Consider the following 24,161-nt stretch of genomic DNA (forward strand, 5'->3'; position numbering starts at 1 on the left):
AATAATAACCTCATCTTATGATAAGGCTATTATCTCATATTTTGGTGTCCATTGGATAGGTTTTTAGAGGTGCCCTATTATATGATATAATAAATGTAAAAGTTCGATGACCCAGTCTTTTTCCAATACGACTCATTTAAAGGAGCCTTCCCTATGGACAAACCAGATATAGCAACCATCATTGATTCCCACTTCGAAGAAATGACAGATTTAGAGCAAGAAATCGCTCGCTATTTTTTACAATCTGAAACCATTGCAGATGATTTATCATCCCAGCAAGTCACTCAAAAATTACATATCTCCCAAGCTGCTTTGACCCGCTTTGCTAAAAAGTGTGGTTTTACAGGCTATAGAGAATTTATTTTCCAATACCAACACCAAGCAGAGAAACAAGACACCCATTCTCACAAACACAGTCCACTGACAAAACGAGTCCTCAGAAGCTATAGCAATATGAGGGAACAAACACAAGACTTGATTGACGAAGTTCAACTAGAACGAATTGCCCAGTTAATCGAAGGTGCTGATCGTGTCTACTTCTTTGGAACAGGTAGTTCTGGACTTGTCGCTCGTGAAATGAAATTGCGCTTTATGCGTCTAGGTGTGGTCTGCGAGGCCTTGACTGATCAAGACGGCTTTGCTTGGACAACCAGCATTATGGATGAAAATTGTCTCGTACTCGGTTTCTCACTTTCTGGCACAACACCTTCTATTTTAGATAGTCTATTAGACGCTAAGGAGATGGGGGCAAAGACTGTACTCTTTACAAGTGTTCCCAATAAAGATAGTCAGACCTATACAGAAAACGTTCTTGTTGCTAGCCACAGTCAGCCTTCTTACATCCAACGTATATCCGCTCAACTTCCTATGCTCTTCTTTATCGATTTGATTTATGCCTACTTTTTGGAAATCAATCGTGAAAGCAAGGAGAAAATCTTTAATAGCTATTGGGAAAATAAAAAACTCAACGGCTATCGTAGACAAAAACGTGTAAGAAAATCCTAGTTTGGTTTAACCAAACTAGGATTGTTTTGTTTTAAAGTGATAATAAGCTCCCAACATACCTGCTGTATTTTGGTGATGAGCAAATTCTAATCGTGTTTTTCAGTTCTTCCATAAATCTTCCTTTTCGTTTTTGAATGTTTGACAACAAAAAGGAAATATCGCTATTTGCTACTTTTACTTTCTCTCTATAAATTTATTTGATTATTGTACTTCGACAAACTGAGATTTAGATTTTAACCCTCACCTCACAGAACATAAAACGGGCTATTCTCTTGAAGTATGTTTCATGAGTTCATAGTTTAATGCTAAGTGTAGCTATATAGTCAGTTCCATAACTCGATAATCGATGTCTTTTGTCACACGATTCATAAAAATCAATCATAGCAAGACCATTTTTAAGTTGTCCTCTAATCTGAGTCTCCAAGGTATGGCTAAATTCATATCCATATTCTGGATTGATGGTTATCTTTCCTTTCTCTTCAAGCTCTCTTGAATTAAAAGGCAATGAAAACTTCAAGAGTAGTTCCTCATCGGGTTTATCCCATACAGTGTCAGCATCATACATGTATATCCAAGGGTTCATAAATCCGACCATTAACAATCCACCCTTTTTCAATACTCGAGAAGCTTCTTTATACATGTTTTCTAAGTCTTCTATATATACATTTGAAACTGGATTAAAAATAATATCAAAAGTTTCATTTTCAAATGGAAATGGTCTTGTCATATCTCCTTGAACTGTGTTGATTTTTAAGCCTTCGCTTTTAGCAACCATCTCATCTCTTTGTAATTGTGATTTCGAAAAATCCATTATGGTTACATCATAACCTTTTATAGCAAAGACTGGTCCCTGCTGTCCACCACCACAAGCTAAACCTAATATCTTTTTTCCATTTGCTTTTTCAAACCACTCTTTTGGAACTTTTTTCCCAACAGTTAATGCAACAGAAATTGGATGTTTTCTAACTTCTTCTAATTCTTCATGTGTCAATGGCTCAGTGTAGTCATTTTTTACATTATTCCATCTATCTTCATTTAATTTTATATAATTGTTCATCTTATAATCTTCTCGTAATTTTATATTATTTCGATTTAAGGTGAATAGGTTGCCACATTTCTCTCACCTCTAGAAATTCTAATTTGTAAAATTTTCGTCCATCTCATTATATCATTTTTCCACATTTTCTTTTTTACTCAAGCTAAATCTCAACTAAATTGATGATAGAATTGCTCTCGCTTTAACCTTTCATACAAGACAGTGATTTTCTCCTAATTTCTCACGATTACCTCCTTTCGCTAAAATTCTTCAATAAAAAAGAATTAAGCAAAACATTTTTCACTCAGGTAGTGATTAAGTATTCTGCTTAATTCTATAGCTCCAAACTAGGATTGTTTTGTCTTGAAATGATAGTAGGCACCCAACATCCCTGCTGTATTTTGGTGATGAGCAAATTCTAATCTCGTCTTATCAGCTAGGCTTGGCACCAAGGCTTCTTTCAAGGCTGTGCGGATCTTGGGTTTGAGGATAGCCTCTTGTCCCATGATACCGCCACCGAGAATGACTACCTCTGGATTGGCCACATAGCAAATATTAGCCAGACCTTTCCCAAGGTAATCTACCATCCGATCAATACCAGCCATACAAATCTTGTTGCCTTCAGTGGCTTCCTTAAAGATGCGTCGACCATTCCACTGATCAACATCTTCTCCATGTGCTTCAGCTACATATTTCACTAAAGCTGTTGTAGAAGCCAAATCTTGAAACGCTCCATCCTGCATATGCATATACCCAACTTCACAGGCTGAATTGCTAAATCCATGGAAGACTTTCCCATCCATAATCAAACAACCACCGATACCTGTTCCAATAGTCAAGCAAAGGGTCACACTCGCTCCCTTGCCTGAACCAGATACCGCTTCAGCCAGACCTGCACAGTTGACGTCATTTTCAATCTCACAAGGAACGTTAAAGCTAGTCTCGATTTCCTTTTTGAACTGGGTGCCTGCATAATTTGGAATCTGAGGTCCAGCATAGAAAATCTCACCCTTATCTGGATCCACCATTCCTGCAGAAGAAATAGCAACACCCGCTACTGGACCTTGTTCTAAATAGCTGGCTACGATATCTTTGGTCTTTTGTAAGATATGAGGTCCACCTTTATGCGCCTCTGTTGGCATTTCATGCGATTCAACAAGTTGGCCTTCTTGGTCGATCAAACCATATTTGATGTTGGTTCCACCGATATCAATTGCAACGTAGTGTGTCATAAATACCTCCTTATGGATTAGAGGAAGCGCTCCTTGGTTTCACGAATCAAGGCTGCAGCTGCTTCTACAACTGGGCGATCTTCTTCAGTCACTGGTGTCAATGGTGAACGAACAGAACCAATGTTCAAACCTTCATTGATCTTCAAGACTTCTTTAATGACACCATACATATTTCCATGTGCAGAAGTGAGTTTACCAATGATAGCGTTAATAGCATACTGTAATTCACGCGCTGTTTCTAAATCTTTATCCGCAATCAATTGATTGAGTTTCAAGAAGAGTTCTGGCATAGCACCATAAGTACCACCGATACCAGCTTTAGCTCCCATGAGACGACCACCTAAGAACTGCTCATCTGGACCGTTGAAGACGATATGGTCTTCCCCACCAAGGCTCACAAAGGTTTGGATATCTTGGACTGGCATAGAAGAGTTCTTGACACCGATAACACGAGGATTTTTCAACATTTCTGTGTAAAGGCTTGGAGTCAAAGCAATCCCTGCCAATTGAGGAATGTTATAAATTACGTAGTCTGTATTTGGAGCTGCAGAACTGATATCGTTCCAATATTTAGCAACTGAGTATTCTGGCAAGCGGAAGTAAATTGGTGGAATCGTTGCAATGGCATCTACACCAAAGCTTTCAGCATGACGAGCAAGTTCCATACTATCTTTAGTATTATTGCAAGCTACGTGAGCAATAATGGTCAATTTACCTTTGGCAACTGCCATGACTTCTTCCAAGATTAACTTGCGATCTTCAACGCTTTGGTAGATACATTCACCAGAAGAACCATTGACATAAAGACCTTGAACACCTTTATCAATGAAGTATTGAACCAAGGCACGTGTACGCTCTGGACTTACTTCTCCTTGATCATCATAACATGCGTAGAAGGCTGGAATGACACCTTCGTATTTTTTTAAATCTGACATAGATTTTCTCCTAACTTATTTCCGAAACGAGGGGAGAAAATAAATTTTTCATCCCCTTTACATTATGTTTATTTTACAATTTCTGACAATTTTACTTTGCGATCTTCAAACATAGACTGGGTACAAGCATCTGCAGTAGCAATTGCTTCTAGAGCAGCTTCACCTGTCAATAGTTTGGCAAATTCTTCTGATACTGGAGCTCCTTGCATAATCTCATGCAGATAGCGCATTTCTTTATCAATGACAGATGATAGCCATAATGGAGTACGTTTACCTGGTTTACCATAAGCAATTGCTCCGTCCATCTCTGTACTATGATAGATACGAGTACGATCATCATCTTCTTCTTGAGATTCGTGAATCAAGAAATAGCTTTCTTGTCCATCTAGCTTAAGAGTTCCTTTACAGTTGAATAAGTCTAAGCGGATAGCACCTTTCGTTCCTTGAATCAAAACATAATGTTCACCCCAACGATAAGCTGAACCCCATTCTAACAAGGCAAAACGCTTATTAGAAAATTCCATATTGACAAAAATCATATCATCTTCATCACCGAAATTTTCACCTTCATGGGCTACATTTCCACCTGTCATGGTTACAGTTTCAGGCATGCCACCCATAAGGAATTGAACACAATCCAACTCATGGATGTGGTGATACAAGTGACCACCTGATTTTTCACGAATTTTTTTCCATGATACTGACGGTTGTTGTTCTTCCCAACCATTACGAGCTGTGTGACAATATAGAACGTCTCCGATGACTCCTTGATTAATTAGTTCTTTTGCATGATGGACACCATTAAAGAAGTTCATAATATGTCCTGCCATAAAGGTTACATTATTTTCTTTACATGCATCTACCATCTCGCGACAATCTTGATAAGAAAGCGCAATTGGTTTTTCACAGAAAACATTTTTGCCATGTTGTGCAGCCTTAATAACCGGTTCCTTATGAAGATTATTTGGAGTTGCGACGATAACACAATCTACTTCATCGCTAGAAACCAACTCATCTAGGGAACTTGCTACTTTTGCTCCCAATTCTTCTGCAATAGCCTCTGCATTATCTGGATCATAGAGAAGAGTAATCTCTGCTCCATCATTCTTTTGCATATAACGAGCCAACTCAGCTCCAAAATATCCTGTTCCAACAACACCGTATTTAACCATGTTTTTTCTCCTTTATTTTGTTAAATCATTAATTTCCAAATCTATATACTGAACTACATTGCTTAAATGCAATTCATTTCTTGACCATGAATCATATTTTTCAAACAATACACCTATGTGATGATTTGGCAATTCTGTAATCGCAGAATAAGCATAACCATACGAAGGCAAATCAATGTCATAGTGGTATTTCCAATCGATACTATCATCTTCTTTATTGACTAAACCGACAACTAATTGACCTCCCTTACGGCCATTTCTAGAATTTGGTGTACTCAAAATGACTGCTTCTTTTCCATCAACTAATTGAGAGTATCTAATTGCAGATACTTGTGTACCATATGAAGTTTGTTGAATTCCATCGATATACGAAACTTCTGACCATGTTTCTCCAGAATCTCTACTAGTCATATAGGCAATCTTACCTGTAGTAGTTCTAAAGAATGTTCTAATCACACCATCTCTCATTTCAACCATTTGCGCTTCTGCTGTCGCATTCTTGAACGGAATTGAAGCTGAGGATTTCTTCCATGTTTGACCACTATCATCAGAAATGAGATAAGTTAGTTCGCCACTAGTATATGTTGCAAAAATTAATCTATTACTTGATTTTAATGCTAAACCTTGTCCGGGACATAAGTAAGTTCCATTATGTTTTTCTCCTAAGAACGGAGGCAATAACTTAAATTGTTCCCAACTCTCTCCTCTATTCTGACTAGTTGTCATTGCTATATAATTAGTAGGAGTCACTTTAAATAACGAATCTTTGTAGAAAACATTCATAGGAACCTGTTTTCCATTATGCCTTTCTCTTAAAGAGCCACTATCAAAATCAACCGAATATTGTTCAACTGTTAAAGACTTTCCTCCCTCTAAAACTTCATACTTATCATTTATAGTATAATTTGTAGGTTTATTAGTTGTTTCATCATAAACGACACCATTTTCTCTGACTGTATAACGGAAATCATTATCTCCATCCTTCTTTAGTTTTAAATAATAATGACCGTTTATTTCTTTAAAACCTGAATCAGCTTTATTTGCATTATTATTTCCGATACCAGCAGGCATAACATCAGCTAATAATATCGTTTTCCCAGATTTTTTATCTTCAACAATGGATGAATCTATAAATGAAGCACTTCCACTAATTTGACTATTCTTTAATTTATTATCTCGTGGCCAGTAAACTAACTGCTCCTCATAGTCATTAAACTTCATAGCAAAAGTTGGCTCACTCCACGTTTTCCCATTATCATCACTATAAGAAGTCGCGATATTAATCTTACTTTTAGAATCATGAGTCCCACCATAACGTGCATCAATACTTGATAGAACTCTTCCACTACTTAATGTATATAATGTCGGTATTCTAAAATAGTTTGCTTGAGTAGAATCTCCTGATTGGAAAATTAACTGAAATGGATTTGACAAGGGAATAGTTGAAACTTCCTGATCACTAATTGCTTTATTAAATAGACTGATTTCATCAATACTTCCTCTTGCAAGATAATGATCCTTGCCTTCACGATTAACAGCTCCTAGTGTTGCCTTATCTATACCATTTATATTTGAAATCGGCAAAAATGTATCAACTGTTTCAGAGAACACTTCTATCCCATTAACATACATTGTGTATGTTTTATCTTTAGAATCAGATACAAATACTAGTGTATTTTCAACTGCCTGTCCTTTATGCTTTCCCCATAATGAAGCTGGTCTAGAAAATAAATAATTTATTCCCTTTTGGGCGTCTCTTATTTCTACACCTATCTCACCAGAATCTCTCATGAAAATTGAAAAGTAATTATTTTTAAAGCCTGCTTTACTATTAGATAGGCCAAACAAAGCTTGAAGCGAGTTTGGTTTATCTGCTTTAAATTTCATTACTACTGTCTGACTCTCTCCAGATAATTTATCTAATAACAAAGGGCTGATATCTATACTCTTATTGTTCAGTTGATATGAACTTCCTTGAAAAATAGGAGATATGGACAGTTGACTATAGTTTAATTCATTCGCATGAATCAAAGTGGGAACTCCCATTAAAAGACTAATACCTACAACAGAAATTCCTAGTTTTGAATAAAGACCTCTCTTATTCATTTTTTTCCTTCTTTCGTCTACTTCACAGATCCTTCTGACAATCCACTTGCAATCTTATTTTGGATAATTGAGAAGAAAATGATTGATGGAAGAACTACAATAACAGATGCAGCCATCATATCTCCCCAGTCTAAAATTTCTGAACCGTTAAGTGATCGAAGGGCTACTGCTACTGTCATCTTTCCTGTATTGTTAATCAAAATCAAAGCATACAGGAATTCATTCCAAGCATTGATAAATGTATAAATAGCTGTTGCTACAATACCTGGTGCTACAATCGGTAGTACAACTTTATAAAAAGTAACAAATTTATTTGCACCATCAATTCGAGCTGCTTCTTCAATTCCAATTGGGACTGTTTGGAAAAATCCAACTAAAAGCCAAACCGCATATGGAACACTAAAAGATAGATAAACCATCATCAAGCCAAATAAACTATTTGTTAATCCAACTTTAGCAATGGCAATTGAATAGGGAATTGCTAACAGAATTGGTGGGAAAATGTAGGTAATGACGAGTAATCTTGACATGATTGCTCCCAATTTAGGGAAGAATCGAACAATACCATAGGCTGCCATAGCAGAAATAATAATCGCAATAACGGTTGTAGCTAAGGCAATGATTAAACTGTTTCGAATGTTATCAATAAAGTGCAAATCGTTGATAACATGAGTGAAATAATCTAATGTAAATTGTTCAGGCCAAAATCGTGTTGGATACTGAGTTAATTCCCCTTTACCCTTGACAGAAGATATGATAATCCATACCAATGGGAAAATTGCAACAATGGTCGCACCAATCAAGAGTACATGTGAGAGAATATCTAAATAAATACTGGATTTCTTCTTCATTATTTTCTACCCTCCTTTTCCCACTTACTGATGATAGCAAAGTAGATAAAGCAAATCGCCATCAAGAAGATAAAGAGCAACACTGTAACTGCTGAAGCACGACCCAACAATTTAGTTCCCCAACCTAGGTTGTAAGCAAAAATTGGAAGCGTCGTTGTAGCATTAGCCGGTCCACCACCAGTAATAAGGTAGATGATATCAAAGTTATTAAAGATCCATACAGTTCTCAAAACAACTAGAAGTCCTACAACCACTTTAATATGTGGAAAGACGATAAACTTGAACACCTGCCAACTTGAAGCACCATCTATCTTAGCAGCCTCAAATTGTTCTTCTGGTACTGTTTGCAAAGCTGAAAGTACATTAACCATAATCATCGGCGCTCCAAACCAAATGTTGATAAACACCAAACATAGGAATGCCCATGTACTATCTGTCAAAAATGCAGGTGTATGATCCATTAAACCTAATTTTACGATTAGATTAGGTAAGTAGCCATAAACCCCGTTTAGAATCCACTGCCAAGAAAAGGCAATAACGATTGTAGGAAATGCCCAAGGAACAATCAATAAGGTCCTATATAATTTCTTAAAGTGGCGTACTCTGTGAAGAGCTAAAGCCAATACAAACCCTACTAAAACTTGACCAACTAATGAGAAAACGGTCCACTTAATTGAATTAAAGAACGCATTAAAGAAGTTGGGATCTGATAGCACAGCTTTATAGTTAGCTAAACCAACAAATTTATAATTAGGCATAATCAAATGCTTATTGGTAAAGCTATAAAAAATACTCGAGAAAAACGGATAAACAAAGAGTAATCCTACGATAATCATAGCTGGCAAAACAAATATCCAGCGAGTTAAATTACGTTCTTTAACCATTCTCCTTCTCCCTTCTTTTACAAGATTGGGCTAGGGCTTTTCAGCTCACTAGCCCACCTATTTTCTAATCTTTTACATCTACTGAGCAGCCTCAAATAAATCGTTTAGTTGCTTTTCTGCTTCTTTTGCTGCTTTCATAGGATCTGTTCCATTTGAAATGATATCTTGGAACATTTGTTCAATAATGTGTTGGTTAGTCAACATACCAGCTTGTACACTTGGTCCATTTTCATAACCAATAGCAGTACCTTTTTTAACAGCTTCAGTAATTACTTCTTCAGCATGTTTAAATTTCTTACGAGTTTCATTTTCTTTATAGGCTGCAGAATCACTAATCCCCTTAATAGTTGGCAACATACCTACTGGAGTTGAATCAAGGAATTTAACGTAGTCTTCTTCGTTATAAAGTGATTCTAAGAATGCTTTAGCAACTTCTGGGTGTTTTGAATTTTTCCAAACAACCATTGGAATGTTTGAGGTTTCAATTCCTTGGTCCTTATCAGATTCTTTGATTTTTGGAATAGGATAAGCATCAATCGAATCAATCAATTGAGGACTGTTGGCATTAATTCCTCCAATATGGAAGCCAGAGTTAAAGTCAAATGCTGTTTTTCCTTGATAGAACAAGGTAGCTTGTTGAAGGACATTAAAGTTCAAAGAATCTTGAGGTGAAATTTCTTTATACATTTTAACCCAGTATTTAATACCATCTTGAGCAAGTTGACTTGTCAAATCTGCTTTAAGATCTTTTGTTAAGAGACTTCCACCACCACTACGTACGTAGAAGTTCAAGAAACGTGTTGCCATTAAGTCATTTGTTCCAAGCGGAACAGATAAGCCATAAACTCCAGCTTCTTTCAATTTTTTAGAAGCTTCATAGAGTTGATCCCAAGTTTTAGGAACCTCAATATTATGTTCTTTTAACAAATCTGTTCTAACCCACATGACTTGTGCATGTGAATAAAGAGGAACAGAGTAGTAATCATTCCCGATTTTTGCTTCATTTAAGGCAGTTTCGTTAAATTTATCCTGTCCAATACGCTTGATAGAATCGTTTAGTGGAACCAAAGCATCTGAGTTTACCATTTCCATTACTTGATTAGGAAGGGCTGTACTGATATCTGGCACATTTCCATTTGCTAAACCTGTAGTCCATTTAGTATAGAAGTCATTCCAAGAGAATGTTTCAATCTTGATTTTCGTTTTTGGATGCTTTTGCATGAAAGCATCTGCTGATTTTTGAATACTTTCTAAACGTGGTCCTTGAGTAAAGGAGTGCCACATTGTAATCTCACCAGATAATTCTGTCGGCGGTTCAGTGTCAGCTGTAGTTTCTTTCTTTCCTGAACAAGCTACCAAGGCAACGGCTGCTAGCGCAACTCCAGCTAGACATAAAAACTTTCTCATTTTTTTCATTGTTCTTCCCTTTCTACATTAAGAAATCGCAACTTTAAAGACAACTTTTTTCACAGGTTCATCATTTATACGAACCTTCGGTTGATGTAAATCTTCTGGAAAAGTGATGAGGCATTCGCCAGCTCTCAAATGAACTAACTGTTCCACTTCCCCTGTGTATAATTCAATATCTTTCTCATCATCATATTTTTGGGTAACGCTTACATTTTCCGGCGACGTAACAGCCATGGCTTCTTCGTTTTCCAAAACTAAATGAATATCCAAATATTTTTGGTGAGTTTCAAAGAAGGCTCCTGCTTGACCGTCTGCTAGATAAGTAAAGCAATTTCCAAACAATCGATCACCATCGATATCAATCGGACCTTCTGTTAAATTTTCTAGTCCTGTTTTTTCTAGAAAATCTATTAATGTTGCAAAATGTGGATTGACTCCCACATAAGTTCCTAAACGACTGATTTTAGTGATAATCATACTCAATCCCCCTTTCTTTATTTGTTATTTAAGACCAGCAACGAAGCGTTCTGTAATCTCTTTTGGTCTAGTAATAGCGCCACCAACAACGATGCCTCGCACTCCGTATCCCAGGATTTGTTTGGCTTGTTCTGGTGTATGAATTTTCCCTTCTGCAATGACATCTACACCGGCATCACAGAGTTTTTTGATTAATTCAAAATCGGGACCATCCACTTTTGGACTGTAAGACGTGTATCCTGATAAGGTTGTTCCGACAAAGTCAATTCCTGCTTCAACAGCTGCCAATCCTTCCTCGAAAGTACTTGTATCAGCCATCAAGAGCTGGTTAGGATATTTCTCCTTAACCTGACGAATGAACTCTTGGATCTCCAAACCATCATAGCGTTCACGCTTGGTACAATCCAGAGCAATCACCTCGATGTCCAGTTCTGCCAATTCATCAACTTCTTTCATAGTAGCAGTGATGAAGGGTTCTTGCGGTGGATAATCTCGTTTAATTATCCCAATGATTGGAAGGTTGGTAACCTCCTTGATTTCCTTGATATCGCGAACACTGTTTGCTCGGATACCAACTGCTCCACCTTGCTCAGCCGCTTTGACCAGCAAGGGAATGACTCCTCCCGCTTCTGTATAAAGCGGTTCGTGAGGAAGAGCCTGACAAGAAACGATGATTCCATCTTTGATTTGTGCAATCAAGGCTTCTTTAGTAATCTGTGGCATCCTCTTTCCTCCTTCTCTTTGTTCTTATGAGTTCATTATATATCATTTGTTAAGCGCTTTCAATATTTTGTGATAGAATAGATTTCAGTTTCAAAAGTATTTTATAGAACAGCTGTTTCTGAAAGTAGTTTCAGAGAGTCATCTATTTTAAATCATTTTTATTAAACTACAAAAAAGAGAGCTACTGGGCTCTCTCATTTATCATTTTACATACTTAAAAGGAATCTCACTACCACACAGCCAGTTGTAGACTTGATCATTAACAAATACATTCATGGCTTCGTGGGCATACTCAGGCATGATGCGATAGGCTTTATCGCAGGTCAGACGGTTGTAAATCGCAAATTGGGTAATAGGATAGCAAACATCGTCGTCCAAGCCCGTAATCATCTTAACCTCACCCTTGATACGATGGGCAAGATTTTTCACATCTATATAGTCCAGGGTCGACATGATTTCCTCCTCAGTTTCATGGAAGGGGTCGTGAAACTTGAAATAACGGAAAAGTTCGTCGTAAGCTTCACTGGTATTGCCAATCTCAAGCACTCGTCTGAAGTCTGACAAGAAAGGATAGATGGCAACTGTTTTCTCAATCCTAGGATTGAGCGCTGCCGCAACCAAGGCTAGAGCCCCTCCTTGTGAGGCACCATAGCTAGAAAGGCGCTTCTCATCTACCTGAGGCAGACTAGCAACAATTTCGACCAACTGGTAAATATCCAGATAAACATCCTTATAAAAGAGGTGATCCCGACCTTCCACAGCCCCACGGATAATATGTCCCTTAACCGTATTTCCTAGAGGAGAACGCAAACCGTCTTGCGAATAACCCGACTGCCCCCGCACATCCATAGAAACAACACCATAACCAGCTACGGTGAAGGCTAGCATGTCTGCCCAGTCCCAACCACGTCCCATATAACCATGGAAATGGAAGATTAGTGGAACCTTCTCCTCACTCTTTGGAAGAACGACGCGTGCATAAACCTTGCCTTCATTGGTTCCTTCAAACGTTAACTCATAGCACTTAACTTGAGGAATGTGGAAATTTCTTTCCTCCAACTGGTAGGCTGGAAGAGTTGAAACTTTTTTCACTTCCTCATCCCAGAAAGCATCCAAGTCTTCTGGAACCTCATCCCGTCCTCTATAAGTCTTGATTTCTTCTAACAAAGCTGGATTTTTCATAATATGCTCCTTCTTTTTTGTAATCGCTACCACAACTGTAGCATATCTAAGTAATCAATGCAAGAAAGAAGGATAAATAGAAAAAGAATTTAGATTTTTTTCTTCAAACCTACTGACTGAAAGTCTAATAAATTGAATCTAGAATAGTACCAATTAACTTCTAAAGTATTTTTAGAAATTAATGTGAATGCCCTAGTTGATTTGTCTACAGCTTATCTCGATATACTATAGTTTCAATGGAGATTGAATAGAGAATCACACACCAGAAAGAGAGGTAACATCATGAAAGCAATAGGTACGCAAATATTACAGACAAACCGTTTAATCTTGAGAAGATTTGTGGAGAGTGATGCGGAAGCCATGTTTCAAAATTGGGCTTCGTCTGCTGAGAATCTGACGTTTGTTACTTGGAATCCCCATCCTGATGTTGAGATCACTCGAAACTCGATTCATAATTGGGTTACTTCCTATGCCAATCCCAACTATTACAAATGGGCCATTTACCTCAAAGAAAAGCCAGAGCAAGTGATAGGAGATATCAGCATCGTTGAGATGAATGAGGATGATTCCAGTTGTGAAATTGGCTATGTTTTAGGAAAAAACTATTGGATTCGTGGCCTTATGACAGAGGCCTTAAAAGCTATCTTAGACTTCTGTTTTACTCAAGCAGGTTTTCAAAAAGTCAAAGCACGATATGCCAATCTCAACCCAGCTTCAGATCATGTTATGGATAAGACTGGAATGTCCTATCTAAAGACTGTTGCAAATGGGGTAGAGAGAAAAGGCTATATTGCGAACCTTATTTATTATCAGATAAGCGGAGAAGACAGATAATCTTAAAATTTATTGCTTATCCGCTGTTCTTATTTTTTATTTACTATTTCATTTATCCTCTTTTTTCCGAATAAATAGATAGAGCCAAAGAATCCAGTAAACCTAGATTTGAAAATGTGTTATAATGAAAGGAGAGAGAATATGGCATTACGCCATCCGGGCATCAGCCCAACCAATGACTTGGTTGCTAAGAAAATCTTTAGTAATCCAGAAATCACTTGTCAATTTATCCGCGATATGCTGGACTTGCCAGCCAAAAATGTGACCATTTTGGAGGGAAGCAATATTCACGTCTTGCCTTCCCTGCCTTACTCGGCGCAGGATTTCTATACCAGTATAGACGTCTTGGCAGAGTTGGACAATGGCACGCAAGTAATCATTGAAATTCAGGTGCATCATCAGAATTTTTTCATCAATCGCCTGTGGGCTTACTTGTGCAGTCAGGTCAATCAAAACCTCGAAAAAATTCGCCAACGAGAAGGTGATACACACCAGAGTTATAAACACATCGCACCGGTATATGCTATCGCAATTGTGGACAGCAATTATTTCTCAGATGACCTGGCTTTTCATAGCTTTAGCATGCGAGAGGATACGACAGGTGAGGTATTGACAATCACAAATAATGGACAAGAAAATCATCTAGTCAAGATGGCATTCTTGGAATTAAAAAAATACAAAGAAACCAGCAAAGACGAGGTTCGCAAGCCGTGGTTGGAGTTTTTCGGTAATAAACCCTTTACCCAGGAACCCGAGCGAGCCATCAGCCAGGCAGACCAACTGCTAGACTACAAGAGCTGGTCCGAGGAGGACAGGAAAATGTTTAGTCAACTACGTATGCGTGAAGAACAGGCATTATTGGCTCATGATTATGCCTTGGAAACTGCTAGGGCAGAAGGGATTGAACAGGGGTTGGAACGTGGTATTGAACAGGGACTGGAGCGTGGAAAAGTTGAAGGAAGTTTGTCTATGCTACTAAATCTAGTCCGTCAAGGTCTTTTGCCTTCTGAAGTTGCCAGTCAACAATTGGGCATGACTGTCGCTGAGTTTGAGGCATTGTTGTAAGACCAGCACTAACTGTCAAGAACATCATCTAGTCAAGATGGCATTTTTGGAATTAAAAAAATATAGAGGAACCAGCAAAGACGAGGTTCGCAAGCCGTGGTTGGAGTTTTTGTAAATCATTAAATCAATGACAGATTTTTCCGTAATAGATGTAAGAATCTGTTTTTTTAGTTATGCTAGATGTTGGCTCTGAAATATTAAGATATAGTGTATTGAAATAAGATATGAACAAAGAAATTAGGAAAGTCAAATTATAGTTAAATGAAATAAAAACTGAACAAATTGATCGCGGAATTCAAACTAATTTCTAAAAATGTTTTAGAAAACTAGGTGTACTATTCCAGATTCAATCTACTATAATTTCTAGAATTTTTTTAGAATCCGCAGTGTGCTATTTTAGATTCAATAAATTGTGCTTTTAGAAACAAAAAAGAGCATTTCGCTCTTTCTTCCTTCTCTTCAATCTTAATTTTTTACTTCTTTCTTTTGGAAAGTGGTTTGGTAGTTTACTTTAATCGTTACTGTCATATGAGAGTCCTCGTTTCTTTTTGATGACTCTAGTATAAGGGGCAAACCTGAAAGCTAGCTTAAGTTTTCCTTAGAGAAAGCTTAATCTAAATGTTCTTTCTTTTCCAAATGAAGAGCAATCATGCGCCACTCTGGATCCTCTTGCCAGCCTTCAATAGAACTAATGTAACTAGCAACTTTTCTAGCTTCTTCTAAAATCGGAAAATCTTCGATAATATCAGCTACTTGGAACTCTGGAAGACCTGACTGTCTGGTTCCAAAAATTTCACCTGAACCACGCATTTTCAAATCTTCTTCAGCAAGAACAAAACCATTGGTGGTTTCTGTCATGATGCGCATACGGTCTTTCCCAGAATCCGTCTTGGGATTGGCAACAAGAACTGCATAGGACTGCTTATCTCCCCGACCAACACGACCTCTGAGCTGGTGAAGCTGGCTGAGCCCGAAGCGATCGGCATCCATGATAATCATGACGGTCGCATTGGGAACATTGACCCCGACCTCGATAACCGTCGTCGAAACCAGAATATCCGTTTTTCTCTCTTTGAACTCCTGCATAATCTGGTCTTTTTCATCACTCTTCATCTTACCATGTAAAAGAGCCACCTCTGCCTTACCTGCAAAATGAGACGTCAACTCTTCTGATAAGGCAATGGCATTTTTCAGATCCAGAGCTTCTGATTCTTCAATCAAGGGAGAGATGACATAGGCTTGGGAACCTTTTTGAATTTCCCCCTCTAACCAAGTCAAGACCTGAGGTAGTTGCTCATGCTTGATCCAGCGTGTCACAATAGGCTTCCGCCCTGCTGGCATCTGGTCGATAATGGAAACATCCATATCGCCAAAGGCTGTGATGGCAAGCGTCCGTGGAATAGGAGTCGCTGTCATCATGAGGACATCTGGGTTGTCGCCTTTTTCTCTCAGAACACGCCTTTGCCCCACACCAAAACGGTGCTGCTCATCTATGATAATCAAGCCCAGGCGAGCATAATCCACCCCATCCTGAATCAGAGCGTGGGTTCCGATAATCAAATCAGCCTCACCCTTGGCAATGGTCTCCAAAACTTCTCTCTTTTCTGCAGCTTTCAAGGAACCTGTCAAAAGAGCCAGTTTCAAGTCTGGAAAAAGGTTCTGTAAACTCTCAAAGTGTTGCTCTGCAAGGATTTCTGTTGGCACCATGAGAGCAGCCTGATAGCCAGCTGTCACCGCCGCAAACATGGCCAAGCCAGCGACTACCGTTTTTCCGCTCCCCACATCTCCTTGTAGGAGACGATTCATGTGGTGGTCCGACTTCATATCGGTTAAAATTTCCTGCAAACTCTTTTCCTGAGCTTGAGTCAAGGCAAAAGGCAAGCTTTCTTTGACTGCTGTCACTTTTTCCTTAGACCAGTCCAGGACCAGACCACTTCCCTGAACTCTATTTTCAGACTTAAGCGTCTGCAATTGCATTTGGAAATAAAAGAGTTCCTCAAATTTGATACGTCGAAGGGCTTGCTTGTATTCTGCCAAATCCTTGGGGAAATGCATGGCACGAACGGCCTGACAACGGGACATGAGTTTGTATTTATCGAGCAAAGACTGGGGAAGATTTTCCTCAATCAAGAGGTCCAGTCCCTGATCAAAAGCCGTCTTGATGACCTTGACCAGACTGGCCTGACTGATTCCCTGAGCCAAGCGATAAACAGGCTGGAGGTCATCTTCCACCTGAGCCAGGACCTTCATCCCAGTCAAACTAGCCTTGGTACGGTCCCATTTTCCAAAGACGGCAAGAGTTGCTCCCAACTCTATCTTATCTGCTAGATAGGGCTGGTTAAAGAAATTCACCGCAAAAACGACTTCTCCCTGCTTGAGGCTAAAGCGGAGGCGATTACGCTTGAAACCATAGTACTGGACACTAGCAGGAGTCACGACTTGACCAGAAAGAACCGCCTTTTCACCGTCTTCCAGTTCCAGCACTTGCTTGGTCTTGAAGTCTTCATATCGGAAAGGAAAGTAGAGCAAAAGGTCTTGCAAGTTTTCAATTCCTAGTTTGGCGTATTTTTCTGCTGACTTTGGTCCCACACCAGGTAAGACATGCAAGGGTTGATGTAGATTCATGCTCCACTCCTTTCTTTTCTAATAATATTCTCTCGGAATGCGGTCGCTGAGAAGACAAACCACCTCGTAGTTAATGGTTCCACGGTAAGTCGCTACCTGAGTTGCTGTGATTTCCTTGTCCCCGTTAGAACCAATCAAGGTTACTTTGGTTCCCAGCGGGTAAAATTTAGGCAGACGAATGGTGATTTGGTCCATAGATACTCGCCCAACGATTGGGCAAGTTTGCCCATCTACCAAGACAGCGAAATTTTGCATATCTCGTGTCCAACCATCCGCATAGCCGATTGGCACGGTCGCTATGACTTGCTCGCTATCCGCTTGATAAGTTGCTCCATAGCCCATGCAAGCTCCAGCTGAAACTGTCTTGACATGAACTAAAGCAGACTCCAAGGTCAAGGCTGGTTTCAAGTCATAGGGTAAATCCAAAACCTCTCCACTTGGATTGAGACCATACATGGCATCTCCCATACGGACCGCATTGAAAATAGTCTCTGCATGCCAAAGGGTCGTTGCCGAATTACTGGCATGAACCAGCTCTGGAAGACCTTTCATACTGGCCAAAATATCTTTAAACCGTTCTAACTGGGCATTAAAGTAGTCATCTGATTCCTCGTCTGCAGTAGCAAAGTGGGTAAAAATTCCTTCAACACGAGCACCGTGTTGTTTAAGCAAGTCTTGAGCCTGCTCAGCCTCACTGGCATCTCTAAAACCAATCCGTCCCATTCCTGAGTCAATCTTAAGGTGGACTGTCAATCCAGTTAGGTCTGCTTCCCTATCTAAGAGTGATTGGATCCACTCCAGTCCGGCCACAGTCAAGGTGATGTCGTATTCTTTAGCAAGAGAAACAGCTTCGATTTCAGAAACTCCTAAAATAAGGATTCGTTTGCTGAGTCCAGCCTGTCTGAGTTCAATGGCTTCATCGATATTTGAAACGCAAAAGCCGTATACATCTTCTTGGATTGCCTTGGCAACAGCTACTGCCCCATGCCCATAGGCATTAGCCTTGACTACTGCAAATTTGAGCGTTCCTTCAGGGATATGAGTCCCCATTTGCTGAATATTTTGTCGAATAGCTCCCAGATGAATCAGAGCCCTGGTTGGTCTATGTGGACTAGTTTTCATGATTTTCCTCCAAAATGACACTGGCTGTTACAAACTGATCGGTGTGGCTGATAGACAGCCAAATCTTTCCTGAAAATGGTGACTGACTAAAATAAGGCGCCCCGCGTTCATTGTTCAAGACTTCCAAATCCTGAAAACCGAGCTTGCCAATACCCGTTCCTATCGCCTTAGAAAAGGCTTCTTTAGCCGACCAGCGACCAGCCAAATATTCAATCTGCCTGCGCCCTCTAAGACTGTTAAACCGTTCCATTTCCTTAGCGGTCAGCACGCGCTTAGCAAAACTTTCATGTCGTGTAACTGCGCTTTCTATCGAAGCCAATTCTTCGATGTCAATTCCATGTCCAACTATCATTCTTATCAAAAGGAGTTGAGATTCCCCAACTCCATCCTTTTCACTTATTTTGTCAAGGTAGCATAGATTTCTTCTACCAAGGCCTCTGTATTTTCCCAACCTAGGCAAGGATCGGTAATGGAGCAACCAAAGACCTCTGGTTGGTTTTGACGACCATCTGCTAGGTAAGATTCAATCATAAAGCCTCGAACTGTCTTTTTAATCTTCTCATTCCAATCACGATTTTGCAAGGTCTGGCGAACAATTCGAATCTGCTCCATATATTGCTTGCCTGAGTTATCATGGTTAGTATCTATGAGGATAAAAGGATTTTCAAGCCCCATTGTCTCATAGCGCTCAATGGCACTTAGCAGGGTTTCATAGTAAAAGTTAGGCTCATTTTTCCCATATTCATTAACTGCGCCACGAAGGATGACATGAGCCAAGGGATTTCCTGAAGTCTCAACTTCTTGACCATGGAAGAGGAAGGTCTGTTTATTTTGAGCGGCATAGATACCGTTAAACATAACCCCAAGATTTCCTGAGGTTGGATTTTTCATCCCCACTGGTGCATCAATTCCTGAGGCCACAAAGCGGTGCTCTTGGTCTTCCACAGAACGAGCCCCAACAGCATGGTAGCTGACCAAATCATCTACCAAGACCAGATTTGACGGATAAAGCATCTCATCTGCCGTTGTCAAACCAGTCTCTGTAATCACGCGGTAGTGCAACTGGCGCACAGCCTGCAAACCGTTAATCAGACTTGGAGCCTTCGAAGTATCTGGTTGATGAACCAAACCTTTATAGCCGTCTCCGTTAGTACGAGGTTTGGCAGTATAAACACGCATAACCATGAAAATCTTGTCCGCCACCTTCTTCTGCAAGGTAGATAAACGGCGGGCATATTCCAAGACAGCCTCTTCATTATCAGAAGAGCAAGGACCAATCACCAAAAGGATACGGTCATCTTCTCCTGAAATAATGTCTGCCAATTCTCTATCACGACGCTCCTTTAATCGCAAGGCTTCCGCAGACAATTGGGTTTCTGCCTTGATTGCTTCAATATCGATTTCTTGACCTTTTTCAATAAATGCCATCTTATTCTCCTAACGTTTGGTAGATTTCTCTGACGAGGACTTCCGTATTTTCCCAGCCAAGGCAAGGGTCTGTGATCGACTTGCCAAATACTTCCGGTTCGTTTTGACGGCCATCTTCTAGATAAGACTCAATCATAAAGCCACGAACGTACTGCTTGATTTTTTCATTCCAATCACGATTAATTAAGGTCTGACGGACAATTCGAATCTGGTCCATATATTGCTTACCAGAGTTGTCGTGATTGGTATCCACAATGATAAAAGGATTTTCCAAGCCCATTTTCTCATATTGAGCAATGGTATCCATCAAATTATCATAGTAGTAGTTAGGAATATTCTTACCATACTCATTGATTGCTCCACGAAGAATAGCGTGCGAAAGCGGGTTCCCAGTTGTTTCCACTTCTTTTCCTAGGAAAAGGAAACTTTGTTTGTTTTGAGCAGCATAAATCCCATTAAACATAACATTGAGATTTCCAGATGTTGGATTTTTAAACCCAGTCGCGAAATCTGCTCCACTTGCCACAAAGCGGTGTTGCTGGTCTTCAACTGAACGGGCACCAACCGCCATGTAAGAAATCAAATCATCTACAAGCGGTAGATTTTCAGGATAAAGCATTTCATCAGCTGTTGTCATACCTGTTTCTGTGATAACACGATAATGAAGATGGCGAACGGCTTTGATTCCATTGATAAGACTAGGCGCTTCTGTCGCATTAGGCTGGTGAATCAAGCCCTTATAGCCATCTCCGTTAGTACGAGGTTTGGCAGTGTAAACACGCATAACCATAAAGATACGGTCTGCCACTTCTTCTTGCAAAGCTGCCAAACGTTTAGCGTACTCAAGGACAGCTTCTTCATTATCAGATGAGCATGGCCCGATTACCAAGAGAATCCGCTGGTCTTCTCCACGTATAATGGCTTCTAGCTCTTGATCGCGCTGTGATTTTCTCTCCAAAGCTTGGCCTTCTAATTTTGATAAGGCACGAACTTCTTCAATATTAATTTTAGGACTTTTTGCTGTAAATACCATAACTCATCTCCTTATAAATCAAACGGATACCAAGTAAAAATTTACTTTTCACAAGGTATCCGCCTCTAAACTATCTCATTTTATTGTCTTTTACCGTGACAGTTTTTAAACTTCTTACCAGAACCACATGGGCAAAGTTCATTCCGTCCAATCTGGCTCAAATCCAAATCTTCTGGTATATTTGCTTGGTGGGCAGCGATATTACGAGTCGCTGTTGTACTGATATGGTGTTCTGCTTGTGGTCTTTCTTGTTCATGAATTTGTGCTTTCATCATCAAGCGTGTCACATCAAACTCAATCGAACCAATCATATCATTGAACATACGGAAACCTTCTGCCTGATACTCAACAACAGGGTTGTTCTGAGCATAGCCACGAAGTCCAACCGCATTACGCAATTGATCGAGGGCATCGATATGATCTGTCCACTTGTTATCTACCACTCGTAGAATCAAGACTTTTTGGAATTCTTTAACTGCTTCTTCATCGCGTAGTTTTGAAACCTGACTATCGTAAACTTGCAAGGCACGTTGGAAAAGCTCTTCCTTGATGGCCTTATCAGACAAGCCTGACAAGTCTTCTATCGTGATAGAATCTTCTGGAAGCAAGTTGTACTTAGCAAAGTTCAAAATTGCTTCGAGTTTTTCATCTTGTTTGGCACGCGCATGACCATCAACGACACGACCAATCGTACGTTTGATCATAGCCTGAATTTCAGGTGCCAAGTCACGATCTGCAGTGATGACATCGTAACGTTGAGCATAGATAATCTCACGTTGTTCACGCATGACATCGTCATATTGAAGGACTTGTTTACGGGTATCGTAGTTATTTCCTTCGACACGTTTTTGCGCCGCTTCAACCTGACGTGTCAACATACGAGACTCAATGGCCTCTTCAGACATGTTGAGACGTTCAAAGATTCCCTTCAAGCGTTCAGAACCAAAACGTTTCATCAAGTCATCTTCAAGAGATAGGTAGAATTGTGACTCACCTGGGTCTCCTTGACGACCTGAACGTCCACGAAGCTGATTATCGATACGACGGCTTTCATGGCGTTCTGTACCAATCACACAAAGTCCACCCAATTCGCGAACTCCTTCACCAAGCTTGATGTCGGTACCACGACCGGCCATGTTAGTTGCGATAGTAACAGCACCACGTTGACCAGCATTCATGATGATTTGGGCTTCTTTATAGTGGTTTTTAGCATTTAAGACTTCGTGAGGAACGCCAGCTGCGACCAATTTCTTAGAAATGTAATCACTGGTTTCAACCGCTACTGTACCAACCAAGACAGGCTGACCTTTTTGGTAACGAGCCTTAACGTCTTCGACAACCGCCTTAAACTTAGCCTCGATACTTGCATAAAGAAGGTCTGAGTGGTCAATACGTTGAACAGGACGGTTTGTTGGGATTGGAATAACACGAATGTTGTAGATTTCACGGAATTCTTCTTCCTCAGTCTTACCTGTACCTGTCATACCAGACAATTTCTTGTACATACGGAAAAGGTTTTGGTAAGTGATTGAGGCAGATGTCTTGGTTTCATCCTGAATTGGCACACCTTCTTTAGCTTCAATAGCTTGGTGCAATCCATCAGAATAACGACGACCTTCCATGGTACGACCTGTAAATTGGTCGACAATCAAGATTTCTTGCTCTTCGCTCACCACATAGTCAATATCGAGAAGCATGATGTAGTTGGCACGAAGGGCGTTATCGATAAAGTGAGTCAGAGCTACGTTTTCGATGTCATAGAGATTGTCAAGTTTGAAATAGCTTTCAGCCTTGTCAATCCCTGAATCAGACAAACCAATAGTTTTAGACTGTACATCGATGATGTAGTCGTCTTTGTCCAAAGATTTTACATAGTGGTCTGCCATGTGGTAGAGCTGACTGGTTTCAACTGCATTAGCACCTGATACGATCAAAGGTGTACGGGCCTCATCAATCAAGATTGAGTCAACCTCATCGACCAAGGCATAGTTAAGCGGACGTTGTACCATGTTTTCAGCACGAACGACCATGTTATCACGAAGGTAGTCAAATCCGATTTCTGAGTTGGTTGAGTAGGTAATATCACACTCATAGGCTTCTTTTTTCTCCATTGGAGATTTGGCAGCCAAGTTAATCCCTACTGACAAACCAAGCCATGAGTACAATTCACCCATCTCAGTCGCATCACGTTCTGACAGGTATTCATTGACCGTAACTACGTGAACCCCTTTGCCTGAAAGGGCATTGAGGTATACCGGCATAGTCGCAGTCAAGGTTTTTCCCTCCCCTGTACGCATCTCTGGCACGTCACCATGGTGAAGAACGATTCCCCCCATGACCTGAACCTTATATGGGAAGAGACCTAGGACACGTTTAGCACCTTCACGGACAACCGCAAATGCTTCATAAAGCAATGAATCCAGTGATTCTCCATTTTGATAACGTTCTTTAAATTCAACTGTTTTTGCTTTTAGTTGGTCATCTGTCAAAGCAGCCATTTGGTCTTCGTATTTGAAAACCTTGTCAGCCATCTTTTCCAGACGACGGATTTCTCCTTTATCATTTTCGATAATTGTTTTTAAAATATTAGCCATGTTTTTCCTTACTTTAAATTCCGAATATTTTAGAATGTTCTTTTAATTTTAGCACAATTACTGATTATTTTCAAGGAAGAATCCCCATTTTGAAAAGGAAAAAGAGGCTAGTTTCCAAGCTAACCTCTCTGACTTTTATGATACTTTAATTGCCAAAAATCGGCAAAATCGCAAATAGGATAAATAGATTAATCCAAAGAGAAAAACAGCAGATCAATCCAAAAACAAAGAGACTGACTTTCTTGGACAGCAAGGCCATCAAAATAGACAGAATACCAAAAACTAGCAAGACTTTCTGTATGCTGAAGAGGTCAATCTTTCCCCCCAGAATCGGACTGCCCCAAGGAAGAAAGAAGAAAGCAATCCAGATCAACAGAACTAAACCAATATAGACCTTAGAATAGCGTGTAATAAATGATTTTAGACGTGTCATAAGCTACCTCCTAT

21 protein-coding genes and 1 pseudogene are annotated in these 24,161 nt (G+C 39.8%); 4 read left to right on the plus strand and 18 right to left on the minus strand.

Features of this window, described 5'->3' with window-relative positions; genetic code table 11:
• The first annotated feature begins 153 nt into the window (after positions 1-153).
• Entirely contained in the window at positions 154-1,005 is an 852-nt protein-coding gene (locus tag K1I71_RS05230; protein ID WP_223330387.1) for a MurR/RpiR family transcriptional regulator, read from the plus strand.
• Between the two features lie 292 nt (positions 1,006-1,297).
• On the opposite strand, the gene K1I71_RS05235 is transcribed toward K1I71_RS05230, so the two are convergent.
• The 11 genes from K1I71_RS05235 to K1I71_RS05285 form a co-directional block, all read right to left on the minus strand.
• Complete coding sequence (locus tag K1I71_RS05235) at positions 1,298-2,062, minus strand: class I SAM-dependent methyltransferase (protein ID WP_223330388.1); 765 nt, start codon at positions 2,060-2,062, stop codon at positions 1,298-1,300.
• Between the two features lie 326 nt (positions 2,063-2,388).
• Positions 2,389-3,273 (minus strand): ROK family protein, encoded by an 885-nt coding sequence (locus K1I71_RS05240; protein ID WP_223330389.1) that lies wholly within the window; start codon positions 3,271-3,273, stop codon positions 2,389-2,391.
• A gap of 17 nt (positions 3,274-3,290) precedes the next feature.
• The gene (locus tag K1I71_RS05245) at positions 3,291-4,208 is read right to left on the minus strand and encodes a dihydrodipicolinate synthase family protein (RefSeq protein ID WP_223330390.1); all 918 of its coding nucleotides are present in this window, start codon (positions 4,206-4,208) and stop codon (positions 3,291-3,293) included.
• A gap of 68 nt (positions 4,209-4,276) precedes the next feature.
• On the minus strand, positions 4,277-5,380 hold the full coding sequence (locus K1I71_RS05250; RefSeq protein WP_000241736.1) for a Gfo/Idh/MocA family protein: 1,104 nt from the start codon (positions 5,378-5,380) through the stop codon (positions 4,277-4,279).
• A gap of 12 nt (positions 5,381-5,392) precedes the next feature.
• Complete coding sequence (gene nanB, locus K1I71_RS05255; protein WP_223330391.1) at positions 5,393-7,486, minus strand: neuraminidase NanB; 2,094 nt, start codon at positions 7,484-7,486, stop codon at positions 5,393-5,395.
• 17 nt (positions 7,487-7,503) lie between these two features.
• On the minus strand, positions 7,504-8,337 hold the full coding sequence (locus K1I71_RS05260) for a carbohydrate ABC transporter permease (RefSeq protein ID WP_000730468.1): 834 nt from the start codon (positions 8,335-8,337) through the stop codon (positions 7,504-7,506).
• Positions 8,337-9,221: a carbohydrate ABC transporter permease gene (locus K1I71_RS05265; protein ID WP_000237987.1), complete on the minus strand. Its 885-nt coding sequence runs from the start codon at positions 9,219-9,221 to the stop codon at positions 8,337-8,339. The genes K1I71_RS05260 and K1I71_RS05265 overlap by 1 nt, the downstream gene beginning before the upstream one ends.
• Before the next feature lie 78 nt (positions 9,222-9,299).
• On the minus strand, positions 9,300-10,637 hold the full coding sequence (locus K1I71_RS05270) for an ABC transporter substrate-binding protein (protein ID WP_223330392.1): 1,338 nt from the start codon (positions 10,635-10,637) through the stop codon (positions 9,300-9,302).
• An 18-nt stretch (positions 10,638-10,655) separates the two neighbouring features.
• Entirely contained in the window at positions 10,656-11,108 is a 453-nt protein-coding gene (locus tag K1I71_RS05275) for a YhcH/YjgK/YiaL family protein (RefSeq protein WP_223330393.1), read from the minus strand.
• A gap of 24 nt (positions 11,109-11,132) precedes the next feature.
• Positions 11,133-11,831 carry an N-acetylmannosamine-6-phosphate 2-epimerase gene (locus tag K1I71_RS05280; protein WP_001135679.1) on the minus strand — a complete coding sequence of 233 codons (699 nt, stop codon included), beginning with the start codon at positions 11,829-11,831 and terminating at the stop codon, positions 11,133-11,135.
• 201 nt (positions 11,832-12,032) lie between these two features.
• Positions 12,033-13,013 (minus strand): acetylxylan esterase, encoded by a 981-nt coding sequence (locus K1I71_RS05285; protein WP_223330394.1) that lies wholly within the window; start codon positions 13,011-13,013, stop codon positions 12,033-12,035.
• A gap of 282 nt (positions 13,014-13,295) precedes the next feature.
• Between K1I71_RS05285 and K1I71_RS05290 the strand changes: the two genes are divergently transcribed.
• From K1I71_RS05290 to K1I71_RS09640, 3 genes and pseudogenes are all read left to right on the plus strand, one after another.
• Entirely contained in the window at positions 13,296-13,847 is a 552-nt protein-coding gene (locus tag K1I71_RS05290) for a GNAT family N-acetyltransferase (protein WP_223330395.1), read from the plus strand.
• Between the two features lie 141 nt (positions 13,848-13,988).
• The gene (locus K1I71_RS05295) at positions 13,989-14,912 is read left to right on the plus strand and encodes an Rpn family recombination-promoting nuclease/putative transposase (RefSeq protein WP_223330396.1); all 924 of its coding nucleotides are present in this window, start codon (positions 13,989-13,991) and stop codon (positions 14,910-14,912) included.
• Positions 14,913-14,916: 4 nt separating this feature from the next.
• Positions 14,917-15,021, plus strand: a pseudogene (locus K1I71_RS09640) (Rpn family recombination-promoting nuclease/putative transposase); the annotation flags it as partial.
• A 500-nt stretch (positions 15,022-15,521) separates the two neighbouring features.
• Here K1I71_RS09640 and recG read toward each other — a convergent pair.
• The 7 genes from recG to K1I71_RS05330 all read right to left on the minus strand — a co-directional run bounded on the left by recG (position 15,522) and on the right by K1I71_RS05330 (position 24,147).
• Positions 15,522-17,537, minus strand: a complete 2,016-nt coding sequence (gene recG, locus K1I71_RS05300) for an ATP-dependent DNA helicase RecG (protein WP_223330397.1) — start codon at positions 17,535-17,537, stop codon at positions 15,522-15,524.
• Between the two features lie 18 nt (positions 17,538-17,555).
• Positions 17,556-18,659 carry an alanine racemase gene (gene alr, locus K1I71_RS05305; RefSeq protein WP_223330398.1) on the minus strand — a complete coding sequence of 368 codons (1,104 nt, stop codon included), beginning with the start codon at positions 18,657-18,659 and terminating at the stop codon, positions 17,556-17,558.
• Positions 18,649-19,011, minus strand: coding sequence for a holo-ACP synthase (acpS, locus tag K1I71_RS05310; RefSeq protein WP_223330412.1), 363 nt, complete (start codon positions 19,009-19,011; stop codon positions 18,649-18,651). The genes alr and acpS overlap by 11 nt, the downstream gene beginning before the upstream one ends.
• 44 nt (positions 19,012-19,055) lie before the next feature.
• Positions 19,056-20,087 (minus strand): 3-deoxy-7-phosphoheptulonate synthase, encoded by a 1,032-nt coding sequence (locus K1I71_RS05315; protein WP_223330399.1) that lies wholly within the window; start codon positions 20,085-20,087, stop codon positions 19,056-19,058.
• A gap of 1 nt (position 20,088) precedes the next feature.
• Positions 20,089-21,120 (minus strand): 3-deoxy-7-phosphoheptulonate synthase, encoded by a 1,032-nt coding sequence (locus K1I71_RS05320; protein WP_004258559.1) that lies wholly within the window; start codon positions 21,118-21,120, stop codon positions 20,089-20,091.
• 80 nt (positions 21,121-21,200) lie between these two features.
• A complete protein-coding gene (secA, locus tag K1I71_RS05325; RefSeq protein ID WP_223330400.1) occupies positions 21,201-23,714 on the minus strand; it encodes a preprotein translocase subunit SecA in 2,514 nt (837 codons plus the stop codon).
• A 145-nt stretch (positions 23,715-23,859) separates the two neighbouring features.
• A complete protein-coding gene (locus tag K1I71_RS05330; protein ID WP_000197495.1) occupies positions 23,860-24,147 on the minus strand; it encodes a hypothetical protein in 288 nt (95 codons plus the stop codon).
• Positions 24,148-24,161 lie beyond the last annotated feature (14 nt).

The organism is Streptococcus mitis, from assembly GCF_019929545.1.
GTDB classification, from domain to species: Bacteria; Bacillota; Bacilli; order Lactobacillales; family Streptococcaceae; genus Streptococcus; species Streptococcus mitis_BU.

Bases quoted from the DNA above. Each gene is read 5' to 3' on its own strand.
- K1I71_RS05230 (WP_223330387.1), top strand. From the start codon at position 154: ATGGACAAACCAGATATAGCAACCATCATTGATTCCCACTTCGAAGAA.
- K1I71_RS05235 (WP_223330388.1), bottom strand. From the start codon at position 2,062: ATGAACAATTATATAAAATTAAATGAAGATAGATGGAATAATGTAAAA.
- K1I71_RS05240 (WP_223330389.1), bottom strand. From the start codon at position 3,273: ATGACACACTACGTTGCAATTGATATCGGTGGAACCAACATCAAATAT.
- K1I71_RS05245 (WP_223330390.1), bottom strand. From the start codon at position 4,208: ATGTCAGATTTAAAAAAATACGAAGGTGTCATTCCAGCCTTCTACGCA.
- K1I71_RS05250 (WP_000241736.1), bottom strand. From the start codon at position 5,380: ATGGTTAAATACGGTGTTGTTGGAACAGGATATTTTGGAGCTGAGTTG.
- nanB (WP_223330391.1), bottom strand. From the start codon at position 7,486: ATGAATAAGAGAGGTCTTTATTCAAAACTAGGAATTTCTGTTGTAGGT.
- K1I71_RS05260 (WP_000730468.1), bottom strand. From the start codon at position 8,337: ATGAAGAAGAAATCCAGTATTTATTTAGATATTCTCTCACATGTACTC.
- K1I71_RS05265 (WP_000237987.1), bottom strand. From the start codon at position 9,221: ATGGTTAAAGAACGTAATTTAACTCGCTGGATATTTGTTTTGCCAGCT.
- K1I71_RS05270 (WP_223330392.1), bottom strand. From the start codon at position 10,637: ATGAAAAAAATGAGAAAGTTTTTATGTCTAGCTGGAGTTGCGCTAGCA.
- K1I71_RS05275 (WP_223330393.1), bottom strand. From the start codon at position 11,108: ATGATTATCACTAAAATCAGTCGTTTAGGAACTTATGTGGGAGTCAAT.
- K1I71_RS05280 (WP_001135679.1), bottom strand. From the start codon at position 11,831: ATGCCACAGATTACTAAAGAAGCCTTGATTGCACAAATCAAAGATGGA.
- K1I71_RS05285 (WP_223330394.1), bottom strand. From the start codon at position 13,013: ATGAAAAATCCAGCTTTGTTAGAAGAAATCAAGACTTATAGAGGACGG.
- K1I71_RS05290 (WP_223330395.1), top strand. From the start codon at position 13,296: ATGAAAGCAATAGGTACGCAAATATTACAGACAAACCGTTTAATCTTG.
- K1I71_RS05295 (WP_223330396.1), top strand. From the start codon at position 13,989: ATGGCATTACGCCATCCGGGCATCAGCCCAACCAATGACTTGGTTGCT.
- recG (WP_223330397.1), bottom strand. From the start codon at position 17,537: ATGAATCTACATCAACCCTTGCATGTCTTACCTGGTGTGGGACCAAAG.
- alr (WP_223330398.1), bottom strand. From the start codon at position 18,659: ATGAAAACTAGTCCACATAGACCAACCAGGGCTCTGATTCATCTGGGA.
- acpS (WP_223330412.1), bottom strand. From the start codon at position 19,011: ATGATAGTTGGACATGGAATTGACATCGAAGAATTGGCTTCGATAGAA.
- K1I71_RS05315 (WP_223330399.1), bottom strand. From the start codon at position 20,087: ATGGCATTTATTGAAAAAGGTCAAGAAATCGATATTGAAGCAATCAAG.
- K1I71_RS05320 (WP_004258559.1), bottom strand. From the start codon at position 21,120: ATGGTATTTACAGCAAAAAGTCCTAAAATTAATATTGAAGAAGTTCGT.
- secA (WP_223330400.1), bottom strand. From the start codon at position 23,714: ATGGCTAATATTTTAAAAACAATTATCGAAAATGATAAAGGAGAAATC.
- K1I71_RS05330 (WP_000197495.1), bottom strand. From the start codon at position 24,147: ATGACACGTCTAAAATCATTTATTACACGCTATTCTAAGGTCTATATT.